This is a genomic window from Myxococcus vastator, from assembly GCF_010894475.1.
Classification (GTDB): domain Bacteria; phylum Myxococcota; class Myxococcia; order Myxococcales; family Myxococcaceae; genus Myxococcus; species Myxococcus vastator.
Map to the genome: position 1 here is coordinate 1 of NZ_JAAIYB010000248.1, position 12,183 is coordinate 12,183.

The 12,183-nt window shown below is 72.3% G+C and carries 9 protein-coding genes; 1 reads left to right on the forward strand and 8 read right to left on the reverse strand.

Annotated elements, in window-relative coordinates:
* Nucleotides 1-161 precede the first annotated feature (161 nt).
* The 7 genes from G4D87_RS22860 to G4D87_RS22890 are packed head-to-tail and all read right to left on the reverse strand — an operon-like array spanning nt 162 to nt 9,073.
* Nucleotides 162-1,184: an AAA family ATPase gene (locus tag G4D87_RS22860; protein ID WP_163784332.1), complete on the reverse strand. Its 1,023-nt coding sequence runs from the start codon at nt 1,182-1,184 to the stop codon at nt 162-164.
* A complete protein-coding gene (locus tag G4D87_RS22865) occupies nt 1,181-4,453 on the reverse strand; it encodes a DUF8586 domain-containing protein (protein WP_163784333.1) in 3,273 nt (1,090 codons plus the stop codon). The genes G4D87_RS22860 and G4D87_RS22865 overlap by 4 nt, the downstream gene beginning before the upstream one ends.
* Nucleotides 4,453-4,719 carry a hypothetical protein gene (locus G4D87_RS22870; RefSeq protein ID WP_163784334.1) on the reverse strand — a complete coding sequence of 89 codons (267 nt, stop codon included), beginning with the start codon at nt 4,717-4,719 and terminating at the stop codon, nt 4,453-4,455. The genes G4D87_RS22865 and G4D87_RS22870 overlap by 1 nt, the downstream gene beginning before the upstream one ends.
* On the reverse strand, nt 4,712-6,832 hold the full coding sequence (locus tag G4D87_RS22875) for an AAA family ATPase (protein WP_163784335.1): 2,121 nt from the start codon (nt 6,830-6,832) through the stop codon (nt 4,712-4,714). Before G4D87_RS22875 ends, G4D87_RS22870 begins: the two co-directional genes overlap by 8 nt.
* Nucleotides 6,829-7,395, reverse strand: a complete 567-nt coding sequence (locus G4D87_RS22880; protein WP_163784336.1) for a hypothetical protein — start codon at nt 7,393-7,395, stop codon at nt 6,829-6,831. The genes G4D87_RS22875 and G4D87_RS22880 overlap by 4 nt, the downstream gene beginning before the upstream one ends.
* Nucleotides 7,392-8,468 carry a hypothetical protein gene (locus tag G4D87_RS22885; protein WP_163784337.1) on the reverse strand — a complete coding sequence of 359 codons (1,077 nt, stop codon included), beginning with the start codon at nt 8,466-8,468 and terminating at the stop codon, nt 7,392-7,394. The genes G4D87_RS22880 and G4D87_RS22885 overlap by 4 nt, the downstream gene beginning before the upstream one ends.
* On the reverse strand, nt 8,465-9,073 hold the full coding sequence (locus G4D87_RS22890) for a 4Fe-4S single cluster domain-containing protein (RefSeq protein WP_240358508.1): 609 nt from the start codon (nt 9,071-9,073) through the stop codon (nt 8,465-8,467). Before G4D87_RS22890 ends, G4D87_RS22885 begins: the two co-directional genes overlap by 4 nt.
* Nucleotides 9,074-9,284: 211 nt before the next feature.
* On the opposite strand from G4D87_RS22890, the gene G4D87_RS22895 reads away from it, so the two are divergent.
* Nucleotides 9,285-11,075 carry a sigma 54-interacting transcriptional regulator gene (locus tag G4D87_RS22895; RefSeq protein WP_205507690.1) on the forward strand — a complete coding sequence of 597 codons (1,791 nt, stop codon included), beginning with the start codon at nt 9,285-9,287 and terminating at the stop codon, nt 11,073-11,075.
* 10 nt (nt 11,076-11,085) lie between these two features.
* On the opposite strand, the gene G4D87_RS22900 is transcribed toward G4D87_RS22895, so the two are convergent.
* Nucleotides 11,086-12,183: hypothetical protein (locus tag G4D87_RS22900; protein ID WP_163784339.1), on the reverse strand; the 1,098-nt coding region annotated here is incomplete at its 5' end.

Genomic DNA, 12,183 nt, shown 5'->3' on the forward strand with positions numbered 1-12,183 from the left:
GTGGGGGCAGGGCGGGTGACTCCGCGAGCGTGGCGAGGAGCCACGGCACGGCCGGCGTCAACGCGTCGGCCGTGAGGTCCTCGTGCCGTATCAGGCACAGCCCCGCGCACAGCCAGCGCTCCGTGTCCTGGGGGCTTCTCAGCTCCGTGCTCATCCGCGACTCACGAGAGGCCCAGCAGCCGGGGCACCTTCTCCTCCAGCAGGTCGATTTCTTCCCGCGTCTCACCCAGGTACGAGAGGAGCTGGAGGTCCTGCCGCTCCACCGCGCCGCCGTGGAATATCCACGCTCGTGTTCGGAGCAGGCGGTAGAGCTTCACCAGCTTGCGGTCGCTGATGAACACGCCGTCCTCGCGCGTCAGCGTCTGCACCACGCGGCGGAACTCACGCAGCAGCTCATCGCGGAAGAACAGGTCGCGGTCGCGCAGTTCGCGGCCGTCCGGGCCCGTCTCGCGCTTGCCCATCATCAGCGTCAGGTAGCGGTGGGCCTTGAGCAGGTCGTCCAGCGTGGCGTGACCCTCCGCCCAGGGCTTCTGGTTCAGCTCCCGGTGCGTCTGCGAATCCAGGCCGGAGTCCAGCAGCTCCAGGAAGTAGCGGTCCTGCACCGGACGGCACGCGGCCTTGAGGCAGAAGCGGTCCTTCAGCGCGCCCAGCTCGGCGTGCTCGGGCAGCTCGTTGGTGGCGGCGAAGAGCACCTTCAGCTTCACCGGCTGCGGCGCGCCGTCCTGGTAGAACTTGCGCTCGTTGATGACGGTGAGCAGCGCGTTGAGGATGGCGGAGCTGGCCTTGAAGACCTCATCGAGGAACACCAGCCGCGCCGTGGGCAGCTTGCCGCCCTCGCGCCGGATGTAGCGGCCCTGGCGCAGCAGGTTGATGTCGATGGGGCCCAGCACCTCCGACGGCTCGGTGAAGCGCGTCAGGAGGTACTCGAAGTAATCCTCGTTGGGGATGCGCAGCGCGTCCCGGAACTTGAGGACGAGGTCCGACTTGGCCGTGCCCGGTGGGCCCACCAGCAGCAGCGGCTCCTGCGCCACCGCCGCCACCGTCATCAGGTCCACCAGCGTCTGCTTGCCCACGAAGTGACGGCCCAGCGCCAGGCGGAAGCGGTTGAGGCGCTCGCGCAGGCCGTGGGCTTCCTGGGAGAGCGCGTCGAACGTCAGCTCGGAGATGGCGGGATGACTGCTCATGTGCGCTCCTCCAGCTCCCGATGGATGCGCCGTCGCACCAGGAATTCGTCTTCGTCCAGCCAGCTTCGCGCGCGCGCTCCGGTGCCTTGCGCCACCTCCACGTGGCCCTGCACCAGCGCGTCCGCCAGCTCCACCACGGAGAGGCAGAAGTGGCTGTTGGTGTTGTAGCTGTCCGTGACAATGGGCAGCCCCTCCGAGATGCGCGCCAGCCCCGGAAGCGCCAGCTCCACGGGGGCATGTGCCAGCGCGCTCGCGAGGCTGCGCGTCAGCGCCAGCCGCTCCGGGAGTCCGCCCTTCGCCGCGCCCAGTGACTCGAAGGCGGCGTCGAACACGTCGATAGCTTCGGCCGTGCGCCCCTGCATGGACAGGCCCGCCGCCACGCCGAGCCGCGCCGTCAGCGGTGTCTTGGGGCCCGCCAGGCGCTCTTGCGCCGCGTCCACCAGCTCGGCGGCTTCGCGGGACAGGCCCACCCGGCGCAGGCCGCGCAGGCTCACACCCAGGATGCCGTGACTCCAGGCGGGGGACGTGGGGGCCAGCGCCGTGAGCACCCGGCGCAGCCGCGCCGCCAGCGTCATCGCGTGGTCCGCCCGGCCGAAGAGGGCCGCCAGAGTCAGCGCATCACCCAGCAGCACGGCCTGAGCCTCACCGGGGAGCGACTCCATGGATGAGACGAGCCGGTTCAGGAGTGGAAGCGCGCGCGCCGGAGCGACGCGGGGCAGCGTGTCCAGCAGGCCTCCGATGAGCCGCCGCCGTTCCTCGGCGGGCAGCATCGCTTCGGTGGCCCGGGCCGTCAGGGCCTCCACCTGCGCGGCCACCTGCGCCGGGTCCTTCAAGTCGCGAAGGGTCGCGAACTCCTCGCCGCGCAAGTCCCTGGCGCCGCGCCCGAAGGCCCTCGCGGGGTCGAGCCGCTCGCTGGGCTCCAGCAGCACCGAGGCCTGCCGCAGCCGGTCCACCTTGTACCGCTGGAAGGTGCTCAGGGCGTTCAATTCGGCGGCGATGTCGGACGGCAGCGGTGTCTCGGGCGGCTGGCCTTCCCGTGCGTGAGCCACGCGCGCACCGTAGGCACGGGAGAGGAAGCCGTGGATGGCCTCCTTCGTGTCGACCGCCTCCTCCGCCGCGGACGCCAGGGTCCGCGCACGGTCCGCCTGCCCGAGCCGGGCGAGTCCCACCGCGAAGACGTAGCGGACATAGGCCAGCGTGAGCGCGGGCGCCGCTTCGATGGACGAGCGGCGGCGGGGCGTGTGCTCGAAGCGCTCCAGCAGGGCTTCGAGCTGCGCCACCACCCGGGGCACCTGCGCCGAATCGGTGCCACCTCGCAGGAAGCGGGGCACGTCTCTGGCGAGCGACAGGCCCCGCTGGAGCAGTTCCAGCACCCGGTCGCTCGCGCGTGCAAGTCCGAGCGCATCGCCCCCCGCCAGCGTGTCGAGCGCCGTCCGCGTCAGCCAGAGCGTCCGGACGTCGAGCTCCGCGTCATGCCGGTCCAGCCATCGCTGGAGCGCCGCCACGTCGACAGGCGCGGGCGCGTCCGGGTCACGCACCGCGCGCACCAGGCTGCTGGCGACGCCGCGCACGTCCTCGTCCGTGGGCGCGGGTGACGCCATCCGTTCGGCGGGGGAGGCGCCTCCCTCGTTCTCTGAATCGGCCCAGCGCCGTACCAGCTCGGTGGCCTCGGTGTCGGACGCGGACCACAGCGCGCGTGTCCAGCACAGGCTCGCGTCGCGCTTGCGGCCCAACCGCCCGTTCAGCTCCGCCATGCGCGTCCAGAGCTCCTGCCGCTGCGGCGAGTCGGCGGGCACCTCCAGGGCCAGGAAGGACTTCTCCAGCGCACTCAGCTCCTGTTCCACCGCGTTGGATTGCGCGGGCGTGAGCGGCGCCAGGCGGGCACCGGTGGGCACGGGCTGCGCGACGCGGACCGCGACGATGGGGGGAGGACTCGTGGGCGCCACCGGAGAGGCTGACTCCTCACGGCGGCCTCGGCGCGTGCCTCGCGAGCCCCGGCCCTCCTCTTCATCCGATTGCACCGCGCGGGCCGCGCTCTGCCACTCTCCCTCCGCGGCCTCGAAGGCGGCGAAGTCGAAGCTGGCGCTCCGGACCCATGGCATGAGCGCGTCGGCGTGGGTGTCCACGACGTAGTCCACCCAGGTGTCGAGCGGCTGGAACGCGGACTCCGGCAGCCGCTCCGCGCGGAACCCACCGCCCCCGGTGGGATGCAGCCACGTCACGGTGTCGGCCTGGGGCACGAGCAGCGCGCGCAGGCGGTCCCTGCGCACGGGCGGCTCCAGCAGTCCGTCACACGGGAGGAAGAGGTCCGCGAGCTGCGGCAGCGGCGCGTAGGCCATGCCCGAAAGGCCCAGCTCCGGGGGCCGCTCCCGGCCCGCTCGAGCACGCAGCACGATGCACGGCGCCTCCGGTGGTCCCGTGACGGCGAAGCGAAGCTGCGCGAGCAGCGGCTCCGGCAACGTGTGGACCAGGGACTCCACCTGGGCGAGCGCATCCTCACGCAGCACCCACAGGCTCGCGGGCTCCGTGCGCGCGGCTCGCGTGAGGCGCAGCGGCACCGTCAGCCGGCCCGGCGTGGGCGCGGGCGTCCAGTCCTCGCCCGGGGCTGGGAGCCGCAGGTCGGTGTGTTGGTACAGGTCCGTCCACGGGCCGTCCGGCGCGGTCAGCCAGGGGCCTTCGCCGTGGATGAGCAGCAACGTCCCAACGGGCGCCTGGAGCGTGCGCGCGAGCGGATGCGTGTAGCCCACCTCGACCCAGACGGAGAGTTGCCCCGGAACCGCGGGAGCGAAGGCGCGCAGCGGGCCCGTGGCGTCCAGCGCGCGGGTGAGGGTGAAGTAGGGCGGTGACATCGCGCGCAGCAAGGCGCGCTGTCCGCTTCCCTCCGCGGCTTGGGCGAAGCACACCTCCTGCCGGTCGCACCCCAGGCGCAGCATCTCGCCCGCGAGTGGAAGGAGCGCATCGGCGCTCGGAGGCAGGAACAGCACCGGGCCCGTCGGTGCGGTCTCCAGCGGCGCGCGCCGCGACGTCATCAGCTCCGCCCAGCAGAGGACCGGCGTGGCCTCCTGCGCGCGGCTCCGCGTCACCTGCACGCCCAGGGACGAGAGCTGCGCGAGCACCTCCTTCGCGGGCATCACCTCCGGCAGGACGTGAAGCGCGCCGTCGGGCGTCCGGTGGCAGCGGGCGGGGGCGGCCTGGACTTCGGCGGGGACGAGTCCGGAGGTCAGCGCCAGGTGGAGCGCTTCCTCACTGGTGAAGACGAGCATGGACATCAGGCCTTCTGGCTGACCTTCTCGGAGGCGTCCTCGGCGGTGGAGGAGGGTTCGGCCGTCTTGCCCGACGGCGTGTCGCGCCGAACGATGACGCGTCCCAGCTCGGAGGCCTTCAGCGTGCCGCCCTGGATGAGCGAGTCCACGAGCCGGCGGTGCTCGTCCTCGTGCTCCATGGGCAGCGCGTCCGCGTCGCTCTCGTACTGGATGATGACGTCCTTGCGGCCCGTCGCCGGGTCCACCTGGAGGCGGAGGATGAGGCTAGCCAAGCGCGGGCTCCTTCTTCGGCGCCACGGGCGCGGGCACCAGGTGGGTGAAGGCCTCGCGGTCCAACACCTTGCGTTCGATGAGCAAATCCCTCAGGGCCACGAGCCGCTCCTTCTCTCGCCGGAGGATATCCCGGGCCCGGGTCCGTTGGACGGCCAGGACCTCCTGTATCGCGGCCTCCAGCGTGCTTCGCGTCGCGTCGGACAAAGCATGCCGGTCCGCCTGCCTTCCCGGAGCATCGAAGCGGCGCACGGGCACGCCGTCGCCGCCCATGCCCAGGTCCTCCACCAGCTCGCGCGCGATCTCCGTGGCGCGCTCCAAATCATGAGCGCTGCCCAGGGAGAGGTCATCCAGCAGCAGGTCCTCCGCCTCCCGGCCACCGAAGAGCATGCAGATGCTGTCCAGCAGCTGGCCTCGCGTGACGACGTACCGGTGCGCCGGGTCCGCGTACTGCACGTGGCCCAGCGAGCCCGCCAGGTCGCCCCGGATGCTGATGCGGTCGATAGCGGGCGCGTGCTTGCAGAAGAGCGCGCACACCGCGTGCCCCGCCTCATGCGTGGCCACCACGCGCTCCTCCGTGGGCGTGAGCTCCGGCCGGTCCAGGAACTCCGTGAGGGCGCGCTCCACGTCCACCGCCTCGGTGGGGCCCTGGACGCCTTCGCGCAGCCGTCGCCGCGCGAGCGCCCGGCACAGCGCCTGGATGTGGTCGCCGGAGAAGCGCGTCCCGGTGCCCTCCACGCGGTCGCCCGTGCGCTTCACCGCGTAGTCCAGGGCGCGCTCGGTCAGCGCCAGCCCCAGCTTCTGGTTGTAGATGGACAGGATGGCGCGCCGGTCCGCGCTGTTGGGGTAGGGGATGCAGAGCTGGAACTCGAAGCGGCCGGGGCGCAGCAGCGCGGGGTCCAGGGACTCCACGAAGTTGGTGGTGCCCACGACGAAGACCAGCTCCTCCTTGCGGAAGCCGTCCATCTCCGTGAGGAGCTGGTTCACCATGGAGTGCTCCACGCCCGAGCCCGTGTACGTGCCACGCGCCGACGCGAAGGAGTCCAATTCGTCGAAGACGATGATGCTGGGCGCCGCCTGCCGGGCGCGGACGAAAATCAGACGGAGGTTCTCCTCGCTCTCGCCCACCCAGCGGCTCTTGAGCTCGGGGCCGCTCACCACCTGGACGGCTGCGCCCAGCGCCGAGGCCATTGCCTTGGCGAACAGCGTCTTGCCGGTGCCGGGAGGGCCCCAGAAAATCATCCCGCGCGGCAGCAGCGCCTCCACGCGCTTCACCGCCTCCGCGTCGGTCAGCGTGTCCTTGTGCGCCAGGACGTCCAGAAGCTCCTGCTGGAGCCGCTGCTTCACCTTGGCGTAGCCGCCGATGTCCGTGTGCAGCTCCAGCTCCGGCACGCTGAGCGAACCGGTGAGCGTGGCCGAGCGCAGCTGCGCATACACGGGCTTCGGGTTGGCGGGGTAGTCCTCGCCGCTGATGGCGCCCAGCAGCCGGCGCAGCCGCACGGCGTTGACGCCGGAGACGTGCTTGTAGAGCGCATAGGGCTGCAGGCCCCTGCCGAACTTGCGGCACTCGCGCTGGGTGATGAGGTAGCGCAGCCGGTCGCGCCCCACGCCGAGGATGCTCTCCTTGTGGGGGAAGAGGTTCTCGATGACGCGCGGCACGGCGAAGGACGGGTCCTTGAAGCCGACCCAGAGCATCTCCGGGTTTTCGTACAGCAGGGGGATGACCTCGCGCGCCTCGCTGGTGAGCCCGCCGGTGCTGGTGGTGAGCAGGTCCAGGTGGGGCAACACGACGATGCGCTCGCGCACCGCGCCGCGCACCGCGTCCCGGAGCTGCGCGATGAGCGTGGCCATCATGCTGGGCGCGGGCATGCCCGGTGGGGGCTCCTGCGCGGTGCGGCCGTCCAGGTAGAGGAACTGCTTGCCGTCCTGCTTCAGCCTGTCGCGCAGGCACTTGTAGAAGTAGGGCGTCAGCTCCTTGTCCGCCTCCACCATGACGGGCAGCCCGCGCAGCAGCGCCTCGCAGACGCGGTTCAGCTCTGCGGGGTAGGCGGCCTCGACGGCGGCGAAGGGCGACAGCTCCGTGGGCAGCGACTCCTCGGGGATGCGCTGACTCATACGCGCACCTTGATGGTGAGCGAGCCCGTCGCCGCGTCCTCGTGGACCTCCTCGATGGTGCCGAGCTGCCCGGCGCGCACCTTGAGCGCCTCCGCCGTCACCTTGTTGGAGATGGTATCCAGCTCCGACTTGAGGTCGCGCAACCGGCCTTCGAGCCGCTGGGTGACCTGCTGCCGCAGCTTGTCGGTGGCGACGTCCGCCGCGTCCTCCAGCCGCGCGCGCGCCAGGTCCTGGGCGCGCAGCTTCGCCTGCTCCACCTCGTCGGGCCGCTCCACGGCCAGCTCGCCGCGCGCCTGCAGCTCCACCTCCTGCTCGCCGCTGAGGGTGACGCTGACGTCGCCGGTGGTGACGTCGATGGCGACGCGGACACCCTCCGCCTCCGTGCGCAGCGCCACGTCGCCCTCTTGCGTGAAGCCCCGGCTGGCCAGCTCGGCCGCGAGCAGCGCGGCCAGCTCCTCGCGCGATAGGAGCGGGAGCAGCTCCAGCCTGGTGCACAGGCCGTCCTCGGCCTGGACGACGCGGTTGAGGGACTCGGAGACGGAGACTCGGTAGGCGCGGCTCATGGAGCGCTCCCGGTGGAGGAAGGTGGAGGTGCCGCGGAGGCGCTGGTGAGGGCGGTCGTCAGTTGGCGGGCATGGTCCTCGGCGCGACGGAAGCCTGCCTCACCGAAGGCGTTCCATTCGGACAGCAGGTGCTGGGCGGCGTCGTAGTCGTCGTCGAAGAAGCGCACGGCGCGGTGCTCCGCGTCCCAGCGCGACAGGCGGCCCAGGGCGCGCAGGAAGGCCGCGGCGGCACGGGCCGCCTCGGCCCGCGAGGACAACGTCGCCGAGGACGACAGCCCCTCCACCCAGCGCGTGGCGGGCTGCTCCAGCAACGGGCGCGCCGCTTCCAGGAGGAAGCCCGCGAGGTCCCTTCGGCCCGCGCCATCCACCGCGTCGAGGAACGCGGCGAGCACGGCCTCCTGCGCCGCGCCCAGGGCCAGCGCCTCCCCGGGGGACGCGATGTGACGCTTGGACTCCTCCAACCCACGCCAACGCCGCACGAGCTCCAGCCGCAGCGCCTCCAGCAGCCACGCGCCGTTCGCCAGCAGTGGCGCGAAGGCGGCGGCATCGAGCTCCGGGCGCTGCGTCCCGAACTGCTCCGGGAAGCCCAGCCAGCAGAGGGCGGAGCGGCGGAAGAGCTGCTGTGCGCCCAGGGCCGGCGCGCAGGGGGTGCCCGCGACCAGGCGGCAGCAGAGGTAGAGGAAGAGCTCGTCGGCGAGCGTGGGCGCTCCGTCCACTTCCAGCGGCATGGCCCCGTGCTTCGTCAGGGGCTGTTCCAGCAGCCACCTCAGGACGTGGAAGGTGAGGGCGGAGAAGCGCAGGGCGGGCGGCGCATGCCGCTCCCAGAGCCGGCCGGTGCGAGCCTGCCCGTCGCGCACCGTGAGCTGCTGGCGCCAGCCGCCGCACCGGGCGAGCGCGAGCACACCGCCCTTGGCGAGCGTGTCCCGCAGGACGTGCATCGCGCCGGGACTGAACTTCGCGGGGACGGCGTGCCGGTTGCGGAGCAGGTCCTCCACGGGGGCGAATTGTCCCAGGCTGGCGATGGCGCGGGCGAGCGTGAGCAGCTCGAGCTCCGACGGAGCGACGCGAATCATGGACGGAACCGGTCGGCGAGCGCGGGCCAGCCGTTGATGACGAGCTTGCCGCCGACGAAGTGCACCTCCGCCGTGTTCGGCGCGGTGAAGCACGCGTCGTGCGGCGAGTAGCGGCCGGTGAGGAAGTGCATCACCTGGTTGCGCGAGCCAATCCACCGCCGCGCCGTCTCCGGCTGGTCCGCCTCGAAGCGGCCGTCCACCAGCAGGTCCACCGTCGCGAGCAGCCGGTCCACGTCGCCGCGCGCCTGGGCCCGCAGCTCCGCGAGCGTGTGGCCGGTGAAGACCATGATGCTCAGCCCGGCGGCGCGGACGCGCTCGCACAGCGCCGCGGCGGGACCGGGCTGGGAGAAGGGCTCGCCGCCCAGCAGGGTGAGGCCCTCGATGCCGGGCGTGGACAGAACCTGCCGGGCCAGGGCCTCCACCGTCTCCTCGGTGCCGCGCTCGGCCGCGAACATCTCCGGGTTGCAGCACCCCGGGCAGCGCAGGGGGCAGCCCTGGACCCAGAGGGCGAAGCGCACACCGGGGCCCTCCGCTTCCGTGCGGGGGACTCGCTGGGCAATCCGGAGCGTGTGGCCGGAGCGGGAGGTGCCTGCTGCGATGGCCATGAAGACGGCCCCAGCATGCCAGCAGCGGCGGGGCAGGGGGAGCGCCAGGACGTGTCTCATGCCGCGAGACGGGCTCGTTTGCTTGTTGATACCGTCCGCCGGCCGGTCATTCATGACCTGTACCTACATCCAGGTCGAGTGATGGCTGGCGAATCTTCCCGAGTCGCAAATTGTCAGCGCCGCTTCATCCCTCAAGTAGACTGTGGTGCTCATGACGCGGCCTGTGTCCGCCCACGCCCCTCGAAGCGAACGCAAGCCGTTGTACGTGAAGGTGGTGACGCAGCCCGCGCTCCATGGGTGCTGGGCCGTCAACATCAGTGAGACGGGCATCGGGCTCATCGCCACGCCGCACACGCCATCCGAAGGGCCGCGCGAGGGCGAGGACCTGGAGCTGTCGTTCTCCCTTCCGGACTCCGGTGAGCACATCCGCGTGCGCGGCGTGGTGCGCTGGCGTCACGACGCGTCCGGCGCGGTGGCGGCCATGGGCGTGAGCTTCCGCGCCTTCGAGGAGGCGGACGGCGTGAAGCTGGCGCGCTACCTCGCCTCGTCGCACCTCCAGGTGGTGGTGGCCTTCGCCACCGAACCGGAGGCACGCGCGGTGACGGCCGCGCTGGAAGGGGTGGCCAAGCTCCACTTCGCGGCCAGCCCGTCGGACGCCCACGCGCTGGTGACGCGCGGGGACGCGGCGTGCCTGGTGGTGTGCGGCCAGGACGAGGAGCAGGCCCTGTCCCTGGTGGAGTCCCTGGCCGCCGGCCGCGCGGACGCGGACCCTTCCGGCGCGGGGCCGCCCAGTGATTTGGCGTCGCGAATCGTCTACTGCGCGCCGGCCGCGTCGGAGCGGCTGGTGGCCCTCTTCAACGCCGGGCGCATCTTCCGCGCGCTCGGGCCTTCACCCACGCGGGAGGCCGTGCACCAGGCGGTGCTTCAAGCGGGGCGCGAGCACGGCGTGCGCACCGAACAGTGGCGCATGGCGCTGGAGCTGGAGCGCAGCCTGCTGCGTGAGCGCGCGCTGTCGCAGGAGCTGCCGCCCGCCCCCGGTGGACGCGGCGGGGACGAGCTGGGCTTCCGCAGCGCCGCCATGCAGCGGGTGATGGAGCTGGTGCGCCTGGTGGCGCCCCACCGCGTGGCCGTGCTGCTCCAGGGCGAGACGGGGACGGGCAAGGAGGTGCTGGCGCGCATCCTCCACCGGCTCAGTGGCCGGGGGGACGTGCCGCTCGTGGTCCAGGACTGCGGCGCGCTGTCGGAGACGCTGCTGGAGAGCGAGCTGTTCGGCCACGTGAAGGGGGCCTTCACGGGCGCGGTGGCGGACCACCCCGGGCTCTTCGTGCTCGCCAATGGCGGCACCATCTTCCTGGACGAAATCGAGAACACCACCGCCAACCTCCAGGCGAAGCTGCTCCGCGTGCTGGAGACGGGGGACGTGCGTCCGGTGGGCGGCACCCAGGTGCGCCACGTGGACGTGCGCGTGGTGGCCGCCAGCAACAAGGACCTGGGTGAGGAAGTGCGCGCCGGCCGCTTCCGCGCGGACCTCTTCTACCGGCTCAACAGCTTCACCGTGGACATCCCGCCGCTGAGGGACAGGCCGGAGGACGTGCCGGAGCTGGCGCTCTACTTCCTGGAGCTGTTCAACCGCACCTTGCGCCGCTCGGCCAGTGGCATCGCGCCGGACGCGGTGGACGCGCTGCGGGCCTACGGCTGGCCGGGCAACGTGCGCGAGCTGCGCAACGTCATGGAGCGCTCGGTGCTGCTCTCCCGCCCGGGCGAGGTGGTGTCGCGGCGGCTGCTGCCGCCGGTGCTGGGCTCCACCCTGGCCCTGCGCGGCGAGCCGGGTGGGGATGGCTCATTGCGCGCGCGGCTGGAGCGGGTGGAGCGGGAGTTCATCCGCGAGGCACTGGAGCGCCACGGCGGGGTGCTGCGGCGCGCGGCCGTGGCGCTGGGGATGGACCCGGTGACGCTGGGCCGGCGGGCCCGGCGCCACGGCTTGTGGAAGGCGGACGGCTAGGCCCGCTGCCTCAGTGGGTGCGAATCCACTGGAGCACGGGCTTCCAGACGCGCACGCGCGCGTCCTCCGCGAGGAACAGGTCCGCGTGCCCGAAGTCCAGGGCGCGCGCGGCCTCCGGCAGCGTGCTGACGTTGAGCCGGGTGACGTCCCTGCTGCCCAGCAGCGTGAGGCTGTGCTCGCCGTAGCGGCCCACGCCGCCCGCGGCGCCCACGTACAGCACCGGCACCTTCACGTCGCGCAGGCGGTCGTCGTAGGGCACGCTCTTCCCGCAGGCCCACGCCTCCGTCTCCACCACCTCGTTGATGCTCTGGTACGGGGCGGTGCGCTGGCCGAACTCGAAGAGGTAGCCCTCGCGGGTGAAGGAGAGCTGCTCCGGCAGGCCCAGGGCGTCCGGCGTGCTGCCCATCAGGTGGTAGGCCGGGACGATGGGCTGCAGCGGCGCGAAGAGCACGCTCGTCGCGCCCGCCGCGACCACGGCCAGCTTGCGGTTGGTGGGCACGCCCGTGCCCGGCCCGAAGATGTCTTCCATCACCAACGGAGACGGCGCGGCCGGCTGCGCCGCGGCGAGCTGGCCAATGGCCTGCAGCATGATGCCCGGCGCCGGCCCGAGCAGGCCGCCCTCCAGCTGGCCCTCCTGGCGGGCATTGCTCAGCACCTCGTAGCGCTCACACGCCCACGCCTGCTGCTGCGCGTCCCGCGGCGAAAAGCGCACCGCCATGTCCATGGGGATGAAGCCGTCCACCTGGCGCAGCGCGCGCGGCAGCCGGGCCTCGCGGTTGAGGTACGCGTAGCCGACCACCGCGCCCCGGCTCCAGCCCAGCAGGTGCATGGTGCCCTGGAAGTTGCCGCCCGCGAGCCGCAGCAGCTTCGCCACGCCCAGCCCCACGCCCACGTCGGCCGCGTGCGTTTCCAGCGTCCAGTGCTTCATGAAGCGAAAATCCTGCGTGTCCCGCGGCACGCCCGCCCACCGCAGGTCGAGGCCCCACACGTCCACGCCCTCCTTCGCCAGGTACGCGGCGATGGACTGCTCCGGCGGCACGAACGCGGAGCCGACGCTGGAGAGGAACGCGGCCTCGAAGCCCCACCCGTCGCCGTGCACCATGAACAC

What these genes read in the sequence shown, in the direction of transcription:
- G4D87_RS22860 (WP_163784332.1), bottom strand. Translation starts at nt 1,184, where the DNA reads ATGAGCAGTCATCCCGCCATCTCCGAGCTGACGTTCGACGCGCTCTCC.
- G4D87_RS22865 (WP_163784333.1), bottom strand. Translation starts at nt 4,453, where the DNA reads ATGTCCATGCTCGTCTTCACCAGTGAGGAAGCGCTCCACCTGGCGCTG.
- G4D87_RS22875 (WP_163784335.1), bottom strand. Translation starts at nt 6,832, where the DNA reads ATGAGTCAGCGCATCCCCGAGGAGTCGCTGCCCACGGAGCTGTCGCCC.
- G4D87_RS22880 (WP_163784336.1), bottom strand. Translation starts at nt 7,395, where the DNA reads ATGAGCCGCGCCTACCGAGTCTCCGTCTCCGAGTCCCTCAACCGCGTC.
- G4D87_RS22885 (WP_163784337.1), bottom strand. Translation starts at nt 8,468, where the DNA reads ATGATTCGCGTCGCTCCGTCGGAGCTCGAGCTGCTCACGCTCGCCCGC.
- G4D87_RS22890 (WP_240358508.1), bottom strand. Translation starts at nt 9,073, where the DNA reads ATGGCCATCGCAGCAGGCACCTCCCGCTCCGGCCACACGCTCCGGATT.
- G4D87_RS22895 (WP_205507690.1), top strand. Translation starts at nt 9,285, where the DNA reads ATGACGCGGCCTGTGTCCGCCCACGCCCCTCGAAGCGAACGCAAGCCG.